General features: G+C 37.7%; 13 protein-coding genes and 2 pseudogenes. 3 read left to right on the forward strand and 12 right to left on the reverse strand.

Translation table 11 applies throughout. The features are described from left to right. Positions 1 to 85 precede the first annotated feature (85 nt). Both clpP and ACJ5H0_RS16740 read left to right on the forward strand, forming a co-directional pair. A complete protein-coding gene (gene clpP / locus ACJ5H0_RS16735; RefSeq protein WP_007842699.1) occupies positions 86 to 772 on the forward strand; it encodes an ATP-dependent Clp endopeptidase proteolytic subunit ClpP in 687 nt (228 codons plus the stop codon). Positions 773 to 1,224: 452 nt separating this feature from the next. After that, positions 1,225 to 2,487 (forward strand): esterase-like activity of phytase family protein, encoded by a 1,263-nt coding sequence (locus ACJ5H0_RS16740; protein ID WP_411250698.1) that lies wholly within the window; start codon positions 1,225 to 1,227, stop codon positions 2,485 to 2,487. A gap of 101 nt (positions 2,488 to 2,588) precedes the next feature. Here ACJ5H0_RS16740 and tpiA read toward each other — a convergent pair whose 3' ends face one another. Genes tpiA through ACJ5H0_RS16770 form a run of 6 tightly spaced genes read right to left on the reverse strand, consistent with a single transcriptional unit; the run spans position 2,589 to position 8,013 of the window. Next, positions 2,589 to 3,347, reverse strand: coding sequence for a triose-phosphate isomerase (tpiA, locus tag ACJ5H0_RS16745; RefSeq protein WP_172277043.1), 759 nt, complete (start codon positions 3,345 to 3,347; stop codon positions 2,589 to 2,591). Between the two features lie 14 nt (positions 3,348 to 3,361). Next, positions 3,362 to 3,766, reverse strand: coding sequence for a hypothetical protein (locus tag ACJ5H0_RS16750; RefSeq protein ID WP_172277046.1), 405 nt, complete (start codon positions 3,764 to 3,766; stop codon positions 3,362 to 3,364). Positions 3,767 to 3,770: 4 nt separating this feature from the next. After that, a complete protein-coding gene (locus ACJ5H0_RS16755) occupies positions 3,771 to 5,897 on the reverse strand; it encodes a S9 family peptidase (RefSeq protein WP_411250701.1) in 2,127 nt (708 codons plus the stop codon). 27 nt (positions 5,898 to 5,924) lie between these two features. Next, positions 5,925 to 6,275, reverse strand: coding sequence for a TerB family tellurite resistance protein (locus ACJ5H0_RS16760; protein WP_172277052.1), 351 nt, complete (start codon positions 6,273 to 6,275; stop codon positions 5,925 to 5,927). 60 nt (positions 6,276 to 6,335) lie between these two features. Continuing rightward, positions 6,336 to 7,445: a BT_3928 family protein gene (locus ACJ5H0_RS16765; RefSeq protein ID WP_411250705.1), complete on the reverse strand. Its 1,110-nt coding sequence runs from the start codon at positions 7,443 to 7,445 to the stop codon at positions 6,336 to 6,338. 1 nt (position 7,446) lies between these two features. Beyond that, a complete protein-coding gene (locus ACJ5H0_RS16770) occupies positions 7,447 to 8,013 on the reverse strand; it encodes a DUF1599 domain-containing protein (RefSeq protein WP_411250708.1) in 567 nt (188 codons plus the stop codon). A 401-nt stretch (positions 8,014 to 8,414) separates the two neighbouring features. On the opposite strand from ACJ5H0_RS16770, the gene folP reads away from it, so the two are divergent. Continuing rightward, on the forward strand, positions 8,415 to 9,269 hold the full coding sequence (gene folP / locus ACJ5H0_RS16775) for a dihydropteroate synthase (protein WP_458796244.1): 855 nt from the start codon (positions 8,415 to 8,417) through the stop codon (positions 9,267 to 9,269). Positions 9,270 to 9,341: 72 nt separating this feature from the next. On the opposite strand, the pseudogene ACJ5H0_RS16780 reads toward folP, so the two are convergent. From ACJ5H0_RS16780 to alaS, 6 genes and pseudogenes are all read right to left on the reverse strand, one after another. Then, positions 9,342 to 10,812, reverse strand: a pseudogene (locus ACJ5H0_RS16780) (M20/M25/M40 family metallo-hydrolase). A gap of 12 nt (positions 10,813 to 10,824) precedes the next feature. Beyond that, positions 10,825 to 11,061 carry a hypothetical protein gene (locus tag ACJ5H0_RS16785; RefSeq protein ID WP_411250712.1) on the reverse strand — a complete coding sequence of 79 codons (237 nt, stop codon included), beginning with the start codon at positions 11,059 to 11,061 and terminating at the stop codon, positions 10,825 to 10,827. Between the two features lie 10 nt (positions 11,062 to 11,071). Continuing rightward, entirely contained in the window at positions 11,072 to 12,511 is a 1,440-nt protein-coding gene (locus ACJ5H0_RS16790; RefSeq protein ID WP_411250715.1) for a hypothetical protein, read from the reverse strand. Positions 12,512 to 12,617: 106 nt separating this feature from the next. After that, on the reverse strand, positions 12,618 to 12,911 hold the full coding sequence (locus ACJ5H0_RS16795; protein ID WP_411250718.1) for a hypothetical protein: 294 nt from the start codon (positions 12,909 to 12,911) through the stop codon (positions 12,618 to 12,620). Beyond that, entirely contained in the window at positions 12,868 to 13,488 is a 621-nt protein-coding gene (locus ACJ5H0_RS16800; protein ID WP_411250720.1) for a hypothetical protein, read from the reverse strand. The genes ACJ5H0_RS16795 and ACJ5H0_RS16800 overlap by 44 nt, the downstream gene beginning before the upstream one ends. Before the next feature lie 197 nt (positions 13,489 to 13,685). After that, positions 13,686 to 16,290: pseudogene (alaS, locus tag ACJ5H0_RS16805) on the reverse strand (alanine--tRNA ligase). Positions 16,291 to 16,553: the final 263 nt, after the last annotated feature.

Below are 16,553 nucleotides of genomic sequence, written 5' to 3' on the forward strand. Positions count from 1 at the left end.
TTTCTGACAAAAAGTCCTATAAAATTTTAGGAATAAAAGTTGTAATTTAAACTTCAGAAAAATTTAAAATAATACCAATAGAAATATGGACATTAAAAAAGAATTCAGAGATTTCTCTGTAAAGCATTTAGGAAACAGCGGTTTGGTTACCGATCAGTATATGGGAATGTATGGTCCAACGAATCTTACGCCTTACATTATGGAGGAAAGAAGATTGAACGTTGCTCAGATGGACGTTTTCTCCCGTTTGATGATGGACAGGATTATTTTCCTTGGAACCGGAATCGATGACCAGGTAGCTAATATCGTAACAGCACAGCTTTTATTCCTTGAAAGTGCTGACCCTTCAAAAGATATTCAGATCTATATCAACTCTCCTGGTGGTAGTGTATATGCAGGTTTAGGTATCTATGATACCATGCAGATCATCAAACCGGATGTAGCGACAATCTGTACAGGTATTGCTGCTTCAATGGGAGCTGTATTGTTAGTTGCCGGAGAAAAAGGAAAACGTTCCGCACTTAAGCATTCAAGGGTAATGATCCACCAGCCTTCAGGAGGTGCACAAGGTGTTGCTTCTGATATGGAGATCAACCTGAGAGAGATGTTGAAATTAAAGCAGGAGCTTTACGATATCATTGCAGAGCATTCAGGACAAACTTATGAGTGGGTTGAAAAATCTTCTGACAGGGATTACTGGATGACTTCTGAAGAAGCTAAAAACTACGGAATGGTAGATGAGGTTTTACAGAGATCCAAAGAGAAAAAATAAGTTTCTTTAAATACTAATGAAAGCGCACCGATAGGTGCGCTTTTCTTTTTTTATAATAATCCTATGTCATTAACTACGTCTGATCTTCGACTTGAGAACGGAGCGCATATGAAGTGAAGGAATCTAACACTATATGTCTTTTTTTTAACCACAAAAGTCACAAAAGTTTTTAAACACGTTAGCTGTTTTTAAGGACCAGAATGCTGTATAGAAAATACACTTAAGTTTTAAAAAATCTTTGATTTTTTGACAGCGACCTGGGAACCGGAAACGTTAAAAAAATGAATCCTATAAACGTTAAAAAAATTCTACTGTCTGAGGGAGAAGTAAATATTAAATCTTGAACCTTTGTTTCAAGATAAAGAAATTAAGTCATATTTAAAATACAATTATTATTCAATTCAACATTAGTTCACAATCGCTGTTTACATTCGCAACCATAAAAAGTAATCATGAAAAAACTTCTTCTTTCATCTCTTATCCTAGGAACTTTATGGTCATGCAACAACGATGATACGGTAAATAACCAGGACATCAATTATAATAAACTACCACAGGAATTTCCTTTTACAACGGTTGCTACGATGAATGGAGTCGCTGTAATTAATGGTGGTTTCGGTTCCGGAGCAACAGCCCATCCTACCCGTAAAGGAGAATTTTATGTGATCACGGACCGTGGTCCCAATACCGCTTATCAGAATGGAATTAAATTCCTCATTCCCAACTATACACCCACGATCATGCATTTTAAGATCAATGCTGATGGAAATATTGAAGTACTGAAGTATATCAAGCTTAAAAATCCTTCGGGACAACCTATTACAGGACTTCCAAACCCTCAGGGAATGGGAAGTACGGGTGAAATTGCTTATGGTGTCAATGGAAATGTATTGGGGACTGATAATTACGGATTGGACAGTGAGAGTATTGTAGCTGCTGCTGACGGCACGTTTTGGGTGTCTGATGAATATGGACCTCACATCGTTCATTATAATGCGGATGGGGTGGAGATGGAAAGAATCAGTCCTATTGGAGTGAATACAGGAAACAGGAAATTGCCTGCCGTTTTCGCAAAAAGAAGACCTAACCGGGGAATGGAAGGAATGTGTATGACTCCTGACGGAAAGATGCTGGTGGGAACGATGCAGTCGACCATGTATGTTCCTACCAAAGCTCTCGCTACCAATACTACTTTAACAAGGATTGTAACGTTTGACCTTGCAACCGGGCAGACAAAACAATATTTGTATAAGCAGGATGGGGGAGCATCCGATTCCGTTTGTGATATCACAGCGATCAGTAATACTGAGTTTTTAGTTATTGAAAGGGACGGGAAATTCGGTTCTCAGGGCGGACTGAAGAAAGTGTACAGAATTAATCTTTCCGGCGCATCAGATGTTACCGGTCCCGATCTGGCGGCTGTTGATGGGTTAAAGATTAATGATAAAGCTTTGGAACAATCCACATGGGCTGAGATTGATGCTGCCGGGCTAAAGCCGGTTTCCAAGACTTTAGCTGTGGATCTGGTTGCTAAATTGGGATATGAACACGACAAATTCGAAGGAATTGTTTATCTGGGAGGAAATAAACTGGCTGTTTTCAATGACGATGATTTTGGCGTTACCGATGATGGAAACGGAAACCCGAAAGCGAAGATTCTTCCTAAGACAGGAAAAGTAGATAAAGGAACAATGTATGTAGTCGATATTCAGTAATCATATTTTTAAAAGAAAAGCGGCGGAATACAATTCCGCCACTTTTTATTTTTATGATATTGATTCAGTAGAGCATCTAACCTCTAATATCTAAAATCTAACTAATTAAAGGCCTCAATAATTTTAGAGAAATCCTCCAGTTTTAAAGCAGCTCCGCCAATCAGTCCACCATCGATATCCGGTTGGGAAAAAATCTCTTTAGCATTATCCGGCTTCACTGAACCTCCGTAAAGGATCGAAACTTCATCTGCAACTTCTTGCCCATACTTTGCAGCAATGATACTTCTGATATGTGCATGGATTTCCTGAGCCTGCTCAGGTGTAGCCGTTTCACCGGTTCCGATTGCCCAAACGGGTTCGTAAGCAATTACTACTTTTTTGATTTCCTCTGCGGAAAGGGTAAATAAAGCCACTTCAGTCTGGTTTTTTACCACTTCAAAGTGCTGGCCTGCTTTTCTCTGTTCAAGTGTTTCCCCATTGCAGTATACAGGAATTAAACCTTTATCAAGTGCTAACTTAACCTTTCTGTTGCAATGTGAATCTGTTTCACCGTGGTATTGTCTTCTTTCAGAGTGTCCGATAAGTGATCCGGTCACATCAATGGATTCCAGCATATCTGCAGAAAGCTCTCCTGTATAGGCTCCGCTTTCATGCTCGCTCATATCCTGGGAAAAAACTCCGATCTCATCCTTTTCAAAGATGTCTTTTGCCATCATCAGATACAATGAAGGAGGAGCGATCCAAACCTCACAATTCGTCGGGTTATTGTTTTTATAGCTAAGTAATTGAATCATTAATTGCTGAGCATCAATTACATTTTTGTTCATTTTCCAGTTTCCTGCAACGATCTTTCTTCTCATAATTATTTTACTATTTAATCTTCTTTTATTTTAGTGTCTATAAATGTGTAGGTGTTATCTTTTTTACCCATTAATTCAATTGATTGGAACTTTACATTACCGTTATCCAGTACTTCATAATTGTACACATCAATCACCTTATCATAGTTATGAAGTTCATAATATTTTCCGGATTCTGTCCACCAGCTGCCATTTTCAGTTTCCTGTTGTACGTTACCGTCCTGATCAATAGCAACAAATAAAAGCATGCTTTTTCCGTTTTCCATCCTGCATGAAACCCAGTACTTTGAGAAACCTTCGATCTGTTGGTTTTGTTCAGAACCCTTATAACACCCTACCATCTTTGGATCGTAGGTTTTTTGTTGTGCTGTTAATCCTATTCCAATACAAAATAAGGATATGGCAAATAGTTTTTTCATAAAATTATTGATTAATTCCTTCTAATTTAAACATAAAGGCGTACACCAAAGCAGTATCCTTCAGGTAGTCGAATCTTCCAGAAGCACCTCCGTGACCATAAGCCATATCAGTTTTTAAAAACAATACATTTTTATCTGTTTTCATATCCCGTAATTTTGCGACCCATTTTGCAGGCTCGAAATACTGTACCTGTGAGTCATGCAATCCTGTTGTTACCAAAAGATTGGGATAATTTTTCTTTTCTACATTTTCATAAGGCGAATAGGATTTCATATAGAAATATTCCTCTTTATTATTGGGATTTCCCCATTCATCATATTCATTGGTGGTTAATGGGATGCTTTCATCAAGCATGGTATTCACCACATCTACAAACGGAACGTGAGCAATAACTCCATTCCAAAGATTCGGGCTCATATTGGCAATCGCTCCCATTAATAAGCCTCCGGCGCTTCCGCCCTGAGCATACATATGATTTGGAGAAGTGAATTTTTCCTTTACAAGATATTCTCCAGCATCGATGAAATCCGTAAATGTGTTCTTCTTTTTCATCATTTTACCATCTTCATACCACTGCCGTCCCATCTCCTGACCTCCACGGATGTGAGCCATCACAAAGACAAATCCTCTGTCTAAAAGGCTTAATCGGGTAATGCTGAAAGAAGCATTGGATGAATTTCCGTAAGAACCATAGGCATAGAGCAACAGCGGATTTTTTCCGTCCTTTGTTAATCCTTTTTTGTACACAACAGAAAGAGGTATTTTTGTGCCGTCTTTAGCGGTAGCGAAAAGTCTTTCTGTTATATAATTATCCTTATTGTAGCCTCCTAAGACCTCCTGCTGCTTTAAAAGAGTTCTTTTCCCTGTTTTCAGATCTTGTTCAAACTGGGAAAGCGGCGTAATCATAGACGTGTATCCGAAACGGAAATTGTCCGTATTGTATTCCGGGTTTCCTGCCGGAGAAACGGTATAAGTAGGTTCATCGAATTTTACAAACTCTTTTTTTCCGGTTTTCCTGTCATAAATGACCAACTGGGAAAGCCCATTTTGCCTTTCGCTAAAAACCAGGTAATTTTTAAATTCCGTAATGCCCTGCATTAAAACATCTTTTCTGTGGGGAATGAAATCTTTCCAGTTTTCAACTCCTGTTTTGGTTAAGGGAGTTTCTACGACTTTAAAATTAAGGGCATCTTTGTTCGTGGTGATCAGGAATTTATCCTCTAATGGTGTTACATCGTATAAAACATCCTTCATACGTGGCTGAAATACTTTAAATGTACCATTAGGATCATCTGCATTCAGGTATCTTGTCTCAGAAGAAGTAGTGGCAGCAGAATAAATCATAATGAATTTATCATTTTTAGATTTTCCTACCCCGATGTAATTGGACTTATCCTTTTCTTCATAAACCACCACATCTTTACCAGGATCTGTTCCGAGTGTATGCCTTTTGATTTTTTCAGACAAAAGTGTTACGGGATTATTCTCAGTATAATAAATGGTTTTATTATCATTAGCCCATATTGCTTCACCTTCGGTATTTTTAATGCCCAGATCGGTTGTTTTTCCTGTAGAAAGGTCCTTTAAAAACAATTTATACTGCCGTCTCGAAACATCATCCACACCATACACCAGTTTTGTATTATCCGGGCTTATGTTGAATCCTGCCGCTGAATAATAAGGGTGTCCTTCAGCAAGCTGGTCCACATCCAGGAGTATTTCTTCAGGTGCCTCAAGACTACCTTTCTTTCTGCAATATTTAAAATACTGTTTTCCCGTTTCAGTCCGTGTATAATAGTAATATCCGTTTTTGAACGAGGGAACCGATTCATCTTTTTCTTTGATCCTGAATTTCATTTCCTGGAAAAGTTTTTCCCTGAAAGGTTCCGTATCCTTCATCATTCCTTCCCAATAGGAATTTTCCGCCTTCAGGTAATCAACAACTTTTGTGGAGTCTTTTCCTTTTTTGAAGTAATCGATCATCCAGTAATACGGATCATTTACCTTATCACCATGTATCGTTCTGATGTGTTCCTGTTTCTCTGCAACAGGAGCCTTAAGATCAGGGAATTTTTGAGATTGGAGGGTAGAAGCACTCATGATTAATAATCCTAGATATAAATTTTTCATACTCATATTGGTTTTTTGTGCAGGTGTCTAGTTCAGATGCCACATATTCTTTAAAAGCTTATAGAAGGTATGTTCTTCATCCGTTACTTTGTTATCAGCTTTTATAAGTGTTTTGGCAAATTCTGCAAATTTTACGCGCTCTTCTTCCGTAGAGTCGTCATAAAAACAACGGGCATGAAATTCAAAATGATCTTTCCATTCTTCAGGCTGAAGCAGGGCGATGGTTTCCAGTTCATTATCCAAATTCATTTTGAACGGAAATTCATCAGCTAAATATTGCTGTACAAGCATTCCTTCTTCAGGAGCAAATTCTCCGTCTACGGAAGAAAGAATCATTAATAAATGGTAACCGGCAATTGGCTTATTTGACTTTTGCATGAGTTGATTAAAAGTTTAGTGTTTAAAGTGGGTCAATTGACTCCTATTATGTATACGTTATTATTTAATATAATCTTTTGCAGGCTGTTTGTCTACAATTTTTCCGTTCTGTAATATCAGTACAAACGGGTTGCTTCTGGCAATGGTTTTAATGGCGGTTCCGTCCATCATTGCATTTTTAATGGTTTTAAATGTGTTCGGATCCGTAGAGACACCATAGATAACTGCACCTTTCTGGGCATTTACCTTAGCTTCAACTTTTTGGATCAACTCCTGAGAAAGCACTTTAGGGTGATAAGAAAATACCAAAACAGCCTTTGGAGCTTTAATAATCTCATCAGTAACCTCAAGGCCGGCAGGATCTTCAATTTTAAATTTTACAATCTCAGACTTGTAGCCTTCTTTTACGATGACAGATTCGTTTTTTCCTTCTTCAATCTTCCACGGAGAGCCGTCAGCCCAATATTTTGTTTCTTTGATGTAATCATCCTGATTTACTTTTAAAACCTCCCCGGTTTTTTGATTTTTAAGGGAGTAGAAGGTTTTATATTCCGATGGGTTTTTACTGATTTTATCTTTTTCTGCTTTAATATCCGTACCGATCTTATAATCGCGGAAATCGATGAGAGGCTCGTGCATAATTCCCTGTGCCATTATGTAAACCATTACAAGACCAAAAGCTCCCAAAAGGAAATATTTGTACTTGGCCGTAGGTGTTTTCGTTGTGCTGCTGTATTCGTCTTTCCGGACGAATTCTTTTCTGTACAGAACAAATAAAATAATCAGTCCAATCAGCAGAACAACGTCTTTAAAGAAACTCTGCCATGGCGTAAATTTTATTGCATCTCCAAAGCATCCACAATCGGTTACAACATTGAAATAAGCTGAATAAAAAGTAAGGAACCCAAAGAAAACACAAAGGGCAATGAGCATGGATAAGGTGAATTTCAGTCTTAATTTTATTAAAAGCATAAACCCAAGGAAAAGCTCCAGTACAACCACAATAACTGAAAACAGCAAAGCAAATTTTTCGAAAAATGGCATGTTGAAAACTGCGGGGGAAAAGTATTCTTCCATTTTAAAGGAAAAACCTACCAGATCCACAGCTTTTACAAACCCGGACAGGATAAAAATAACTGCAATAATAAAACGAAGTACACCTTTGATCATTTTAAATAGTTTTAGGTTCGAAATTGTTTTCTTTTTCAGAGAATTTGATCAGACAGAAAACAGCATAATTCAGCATATCAAAATAGTTGGCATCCAGGCCTTCGGAAACGATCGTTTTTCCCTGGTTATCTTCGATCTGTTTTGTTCTCAGGACCTTCTGGTAAATAAGATCTGTTATGGAAGAAATTCTCATATCTCTCCATGCTTCGCCATAATCATGATTTTTTCTTTCCATCAGAGCCTGAGCTTCAGATGCATATTTGTCATAGAGGCTTAAAATCACATCATTATTTTCATTGAAATCGTTGGAAAGACCTTTTTCAAGCTGAATAAGTCCGATGATCGAATAGTTGACGATCGCAATAAATTCGTCTTCTTCACTTTCCTCAACCATTTTTTTATCCGTCATCTGCAGGGTCCGGATTCTGTTCACTTTAATGTAGATCTGATCTGTAATTGAACTTGGTCTTAAAACCCTCCATGCTGCGCCGTAATCCTGTAATTTTTTACTGAAAAGATCACGACATTGATTGATAACTTTCCCGAACTGTACTGAAGTTTTTAACATAAATTCTCTTAATAGCCCAAATATACAAAAATACGTATTAGGTTGTGGGAATTGGAGTGTGATTTTGAGCAGAAATGCTTTTAGGTTTGAGGATGGGAGAGTAGAGGTTTTGAGGGTAGGAGGGTTTGAGGGTTTGAGTGTAAAAGGGTGGTGGTTGGAGGGTTGGAGAGTTGGGGATGAAAAGATTGTAAATACTAAGTGGAGAATACATTGTCAAATTGCTTATGATCTGGTGCCCATTGCTTATCAAATAACCTTGCTCATATTACTTTTACTCCTTAGCTTTGCATTATTAAAATTCACCAGTACATCATAACCTTTATCACTCACAAACCCTCATACTCAAACGCTCACACGCTCAAACCCTCCAACTCGCCAACCTTAAAAACCCTCCAACTCTCATGCTCTCAAACTCCCCAACTCAGAAACCTTTTCACTCTATCAACTGCAATGGAAGAATAGTAGATTTAACGATTCCAAAAATTATGGGAATTTTAAATCTTACGCCGGATTCTTTCTCTGATGGAGGGAAGTTTAACGATGAAAAGACCGCACTGGAGCACACGGAGAAATTACTGAAAGAAGGAGCGGAAATCATTGATATCGGTCCCCAGTCTACGCGCCCTCACGCTGAATTTCTTACGAGCAAAGAAGAGATCCTAAGGATCGGAAAGCTGATTTCTCAGATCAAAAAAGAATTCCCTGAGGCATTGATCTCATTGGATACCTTCTATTCGGAAACGGTGAAGTTTGGTTTTGATGAAGGAATTGACCTCATTAACGATATTTCAGGAGGACAATTTGATCATAATATGTTCGATATTGTTTCAGCAACAGGACTTCCTTATATTCTGATGCATATAAATCCTTCCTATGAGAGGATGCATGACAAAACAAAATTTGATGATATTACATTAGAGGTGAACCGGTATTTTAGTGAAAAGACCCGTGAGCTTTTACAGAAAGGAGTGAGGGATATTATTCTGGATCCCGGTTTTGGTTTTGGAAAAACGGTGGAAGATCAGATGAAATTAATAGGAGAAGTGGAGTATCTGGAATTTGGACGATTTCCTCTGTTGATTGGTATTTCCAGAAAATCTTTTATTTACAAACCTCTAGGTAAAACCCCATTGGATATTAATGAAGAAACCCAAAAACTTCACATGAAAGTTTTAAAACAAGGGGCAAAAATTCTCAGGGTGCACGATGTTGCCGAAGCTAAAAAAACAGTGGAGATCTTTTTGCAAGAAAAATGATAAATAGGCTAAAAAAAAACTATGCGCTAAAAAGAATCAACGCATAGTTTTAAATGGTAAACCAATCATATTTTATCTCTCTAATGTAAAGTTCGGGATCACTTTCGGACGATCACTTTCATTAGCTACTTTCCATGAAGTTCTGTACATCCATTCCGTCATTTTGTATAACTTTTTGTAATTGATATTCTCAGACTCATCCTGTGGAGTATGGTACTGCTCATGTAAAACACTGGTAAAAAATATAGCAGGGATTCCTAGTTTTGCGTACGGTAAATGATCACTTCTGAAGTAAAAATATTCAGCATGATTAGGAGAATCCCAGTCTTTAAGGTATCTGAATTTCGTACTTTCGTTATTGGCTTCTTCAGCCATTTTTACCAGTTCTTCAGAATTTTTATGCGGAGCATTTCCTCCTAACAGAGCTGCTTCTTCATTGCTGTTTCTGCCGATCATATCGCCATTCAATACTGCAACGATCTGTTCTTTAGGAACTACAGGATGGGCTGCATGCCATCTTGACCCCAAAAGTCCTCTTTCTTCGGCACCATGAAAAACAAAAAGAATACTTCTTTTTCCGGGTTGTTTTTTGTAAGCTCTTGCCATAGCAAGCATAGCTACACAGGTACTCGCGTTATCATCTGCACCGTTGTAAATGGTATCATTTTTAACCGGATGTCTTATCCCGTCATGATCCTGATGTCCGCTGATCAGAACATATTCATTTTTTAACCTGGGATCTGTTCCTTCAATTTTTCCGATAACATTTACAGATGGGTACTTATAGGTTTCTGTGATCAGGTTGATAGATACTTTGGGGTTGTTTTTTACCCAGCCGGCATTTTCTCTTTTGATCCACAAAACAGGGATATTGTTTGTAATGCTTTCTCTTAATCCTTCTACACCATACGATCCTCTTGTCATTTGCGGAAGAACTTCTACCCAACTTTTTTCAGAAGTATCATCTGTGATGAAAATAATGGCTTTAGCGCCAAGATTTAGTGCCGTATTATAGTATTTTGTTCTTACAAATCCGGGATATCTTCTTACAAAAAGGGTCATTTCCTTTTCGATATTTTTATCGGAAGCGTTTACGGCCAGTACTTTTCCTTTAAGATTCAATTTAGATAGATCCTCAGGTTCGGTATTTCCGGCATACACAATATCAGTTTCCAGATGAGCATTTACAGGTTCTGCAACAAGAAAATCTTTCCATAATCTTAATGTATTTTCACCCAGTTTTACGCTGCTTTGCGGAATTACCTGATGCCTGTACATATCAAAATACTGAAAAAAAAGTGCCGTTATCTCCTGCCGGAGACATCTCGGACTCTTTCGCCTTATCTGCCAGCCACATCGAGACTTTTAACTCATTTAACGTTCCTGCTTCACGCCCGCAGAACTGATCAGCAGCCATTTCATACATATCTTTTTTAAGATCTGATTCTTTGATTGCAGATACTAAAGGCTTTTTATAGCTTTGGGCATGGGCTAAAAAGATAGCAAATACGCCGATAATTGATAGAAAATAATTTTTATTCATAGGGTGAACAAATTAATTAAGATAGGACAGCTTTTCCGAGAACTGTTTGGAAAACTCTTTCCGGTCTTTTTCCAGTTTTTCTTTGTCAGCAGGTAAAATATAATTGAAGAGAATCTTTTCTTCGCGATCGATGAAAATAATTTCCTTCTCTTCACCATCAATCATCTGCAGGAATATTTCCCACATGGAAACGTCTTTTAACCGTAAAAGATCAAAAAAATCGTCCGCTTTTATTTCTATTTTTTTCATGTTCTGATTGTTAAAATTCCAATAATTTTAATTTAAACTGTATGGCAAAATTTTGCTTAAAATTAGAGGTGGTATAATATCCTACTCTATAAAATACCCCAAGATTAAAATAACTTGAAAGGAAGTTATTCCATTCCACACCTACTTCCTGATACAAATGATCCAGCTTTCTGAATTTGAAATCATGATATTCCGGATGTTTCATATCTCCAATGGTTCCTCTAAGAACAAAATCAAAACTTGATACATTTTGTCCGATACTCTTCAGGTATAGCGGAAGCTTATGGGTGAAATAATAGGCAATAAATTTATCATTATAATACTTTCCTCCCTCTAATGTTGCAAATCCAAGGTAGGAGGTAAGGTTAAAATTAATATCTCTTCCCGGAGAAGCCAGTCCGTTCATCGTGAAATTTTTCCAGATCGGAGCTTCACCCAGAACGATCCCTCCATAGAGCCTTACACCGGTAGTTCCTAAAACCGTTTTAAAATTATGAACAAAAAGTGCATCAAAACGGGTATAATTAAAATCACCACCCAATACTTTGTAGCTCTGTTCATAATTGAAATAAAGTTCAGGGTACTTCTGATCAATAAGAGACTTGCCCTGTGGGGTCATAATATTTGTGGAATTAGGTGAGAACTTCAAAGTAAACAATGTATTGAAGTTTTCAAACGAAGGACCACTGTTTCTGAACTGGTAATCAAACATAGCCTGCTCAAAATTTCTCCTTGCCGCAAAAACCAGGGTAAGTCCGTTGGTGATATCATTAAGATAAGACAAAGAAGCCCCGCGGAAATGGTAATACCTGTCATTATTAAGGTTATTTCCATAGTTCATCATTCTCATCTTAAAGTTCCAGAGTCTTCTGTAAAATTCCCCAGATGCAGTTACATCATTATAATATTCTATTCTGAAAAACGAATTCTTTTCCAGGGTTGTTTTCATGTCCAGGCCGATTCCGTACTTCCATTTATCATCTTTGAACCCATAGGCAAAATAATAATCCGGAGAAAAATAAGGATTAAAAGTTTCATTCAGTTTAGCTTTTAAGCCAAGCCTGAATCCCTCATAGAGGTTGTAGTTCACAATTTCATCTACCGCAAAGTCAACGATACCAACCCTTATCTGCCCATTGATAAGCCCTGTCAGTATTTTAGCTTTATTATCAATGTTGTAGATCTTTCCAAGGCTGTCTATAGTTGTATAGGTATTTCTTTCCCTTTCCGTTAGCGGATCCGTTCTGTACTGGTCAAGAGATGTTCCATCCGCATTTTTTACAGAAAAGGTATAACCCTTAAAATCTTTGGAGTTTTCTTCAATAGGGGACTTGAAATCAAAATACCTTGAGGTAAGGAAAGCGTAGGTACCAAAACTGTTTCTCCCTTTTTTTTCAGCGGTATCTTCAGAATGGTCTTTACTGTCGTCCTTAACGGCCATTTTACTCATTCGTAGTTTTACCTTTTCATGAGCAAGGAACCATTTGTTATTATAAAACACCCAGGTGCTGGTAATAATTCCGTCGTTTTTATTTTTACTGATGTTTTCGATCTTTTTAATACCATAGGTCTCGGTATCTATATAGATCGTTCCGTTGAACTTTCTTTTTTTTATCGGACTTTTTATAATTCACTTCACGGAAACGGATCACAAAGTTTTTCCGTCCGTCCAGCTCTAGGGTATCGGTAAGAAAATAACGGTATAAACCTCTGTTTTCCTGTTTAACCTGATTCGGAATTCGGTCCCTGTTACTTTGCTGGAGAGCAATCATTTCATAGATAGGTTGCTTAAGACCCGAAATCCTGTTATCTAAAATATTGATCTTTTCTCCATATTTTTTTGAATACAAAAACTCCTGAGCTCTTTCCCAAAGAAAAAGTTTGCTTTTTGAAAAGATTTTTTTTAGCGGAAATATTGTTTAAAGAATCCTTCTCTCTTTTCTTTTTGAAGAAATTAGTATCGTTAAAAAACTGATTAAACTGAGTTATACTATCTTCGTCAATGTCTAAAGATACTTTTTCATACGATTTGTACGTGTATGAGCTCAGACTTTTGGGAGAGTTTTCTTTAAAATATTTATTAACCTTATTCAGAATCTCCAGGGCGCTCGGATCACTTTTATCCTGCAGGATGACGGTCTCAATAGCAGTGGTTTTTGAAGAAGTTTTAAGGAGCGATACCTCCATATTTTCTTCTACCAACGCAATTTCATTCTGATAATAATCTGCCCGGATTTCTATGCTGTTGCATTTGGTTTTGAATTCAAAAATTCCCCGGGAGTCTGTTTGCCCAAGGAGTTTATCATTACAGAAGATTTTAGCATTGAGGACAGGGGTTTTGTCTATCTCATCGATGACTTTGATTTTTGATTGCGAATAACCAAAAATACAAGTCCAGAAAAATATAATAAATAAAACCCTTTTCATGAAATAAATGTGAATCAAAATTAGTGATATTTCTTATCATGAAAAACTTTTATAAGCGTTATTGATATAATTTTCAATCTGTTGTTGCTTGGTTGTTTTAATAGAAATGCAAGTAAATTTGCTTATATAGATCAAGGCAAAATAAAAACTTCCAAAATTTTTGGAAGTTTTTATTGTTATTGTTAAAATATTGTTATTTAAATATTTAAGGCTTTCTGATAAGCATTTTCTAAACCGGCGAGGTTTTTTCCACCCGCAGTAGCAAAGCCCGGGTTTCCACCGCCGCCACCTTGGATCTCTTTTGCCAGTTCCTTTACAATAGCTCCAGCCTGATAGCTAGAAGCCAGATCGTCAGAAACTCCTACGGTAATCATCGGTTTGTCATCAGCATTGGAAAGTACAATGGTTATCGATGTTGGGATTTCTTTTTTTTAGCTGGAAGACAATGTCTTTTACAGAGCCTGCATCCAATGAGGTCTTCTTAACCAATAGCTGCTTATCTCCTTTTTGCTCGTAAGCATTCTTCCAGTCTCCGATTTCTCCTTTTGCTTTTTCCTTTTTCAATGCTTCCACCTCAGATTTCAATGAGGCATTTTCTTCAATCAGCTTTTCAATAGATCGTACCACATCTTTTGATTTCAGCAGCTGAGAAAGCTCGGTGATCTGCTGTTCTATATTTTTGAAGTATTCGGCAGATTTATCTCCTGAAATTGCTTCAATTCTTCTGATCCCTGCAGCAGCAGAGTTTTCCGAAGTGATTTTAAAATGACCGATTTCGCTGGTGTTCTTAACATGGGTTCCACCACATAATTCCTTTGAGCTTCCAAACTGGATCATTCTTACATTATCTCCGTACTTTTCACCAAACAAAGCCATAGCTCCTTTGTCTATAGCCTCCTGGATCGGAATGTTTCTGAATTCCTGCAGAGCAATGCTGTCTTTGATCTTTTGGTTTACCTTTTCTTCGATCAAAGCAAGTTCTTCTTCCGTCATCTTATTGAAATGAGAGAAGTCGAAACGCAAATAATCAGGTCCTACATAAGAACCTTTTTGCTCCACATGAGTTCCCAGAACTTCTCTTAGTGCTTCATGCAGAAGGTGGGTAACCGAGTGATTGGCCTGAGAATTCTTCCTTTCCGTAGCATTTACTTTAGCATAGAAAACAGCTCCTGCATCTTTTGGAAGACCATTGATCAATGAAATAATCAAACCGTTTTCCTTTTTCGTTTCCAATACTTCAAAGCTTTCCGCAGCATTTTCCAGGACTCCTTTATCGCCAACCTGTCCACCTCCTTCAGGGTAGAAAGGAGAGTTGCTAAGAACCACCTGATAGAATTCCCCGTCTTTATTTTCTACCTTTCTGTATCGGGTAATATAGGTTTCAGCTTCAAGCTGGTCATAGCCTACAAAAGTTTCCGGCTTTTCTTCCAGAACCACCCAGTCATATACTTTAGAAGCAGAGTCTTTCTTAGAACGCTGTTTTTGTTTCTCCATTTCTGCCTGGAAACCCACCTCATCGATGGTCAATCCCTTTTCTTCCGCAATAATTCTTGTCAGATCATCCGGGAAACCATAAGTATCATACAGTTCAAAAACTTCTACAGAAGGCAGCACCTTCGAACCATCCGAAATGGTTTGCTGAATCAGTCTTTCAACGCGTACAAGACCGCTTTCAATAGTTTTTAAAAATGATTCTTCTTCGCTTTTGATAACCTCTGTAACAAGATTCCCCTGCTTTTCAAGCTCGGGGAAGAATGGTCCCATCTGATCTTTAAGAACAGCAACCAATTCGAAAAGGAAAGGTTCTTTCATTCCTAAAAAACGGTAAGAGTAAGAAATTGCTCTTCTTAAAATTCTTCTGATCACATACCCGGCTCCTCCGTTAGAAGGAAGCTGTCCGTCTGCAATAGCAAAAGAAACCGCTCTGATATGGTCTACCACCACGCGGATGGCAATATCTTTTTCATCTTCTAAAATTCCTGTGTATTTCTTGCCTGAAAGTTCCTCAACTTTAGCAATAAGCGGAGTGAAAACATCGGTGTCGTAGTTCGAAGATTTACCTTGTAACGCCATACAAAGACGCTCAAATCCCATTCCGGTGTCTACATGCTGCTGCGGAAGTTTTTCCAAGCTTTTATCAGCCTTTCTGTTGAATTCCATGAAAACCAGGTTCCAGACCTCAACAACCTGCGGGTGATCATTATTCACCAGTTCAAGTCCGGAAATTTTTGCTTTTTCTTCAGGAGTTCTAAGGTCGATATGAATTTCAGAACAAGGTCCGCAAGGTCCGCTTTCCCCCATTTCCCAGAAATTATCTTTTTTATTTCCGTTAATGATCCTGTCTTCAGAAATATGGGTCTTCCAGAAGTCGTACGCATCCTGGTCCCTTTCCAGATTTTCAGAAGCATCTCCCTCAAAAATGGTTACGTATAAATTTTCTTTCGGAATTCCGTATACTCCGGTTAACAATTCCCAGGCAAAAGCAATAGCATCTTTTTTAAAATAATCACCAAAAGACCAGTTTCCCAACATCTCGAACATCGTATGGTGGTAAGTATCTCTACCTACATCATCCAGGTCATTATGTTTTCCGGAAACCCTTAAACACTTTTGTGTGTCGGCAATCCTTGGAGCAGTAGGTGTTTTATAACCTAAGAAAAAATCTTTAAACTGCGTCATTCCTGAGTTGGAAAACATCAGGGTAGGATCGTCTTTCAGCACAATCGGTGCAGAAGGAACGATAAGGTGGTCTTTACTTTTAAAATAATCTAAAAATTTTTGACGTATCTCTTGTGATGTCATAAGTAATGTATTGCTTTGCTTTTTATGATAAGATGCAAATTTAATGTTTTTAGGTGATTTAGTTTCAATTTATTGATACTTTTGGAAACATTTGTGTCGATAATCTGAAACAGTTTTTAGAAGCTGTTTCCCGCTTTCCGTACTCGCTATTTTTCTTTGATAAGAAAAATGAGCTCAGACAAATACTACAATCGGGGCTAGAAAAAAGTACCTTAAAATAATTATACCAAAAACTAAGGAATTGTATGCTCTCTGCGGAACGG

This window comes from Chryseobacterium proteolyticum, from assembly GCF_046591535.1.
Lineage (GTDB): Bacteria > Bacteroidota > Bacteroidia > Flavobacteriales > Weeksellaceae > Chryseobacterium > Chryseobacterium proteolyticum.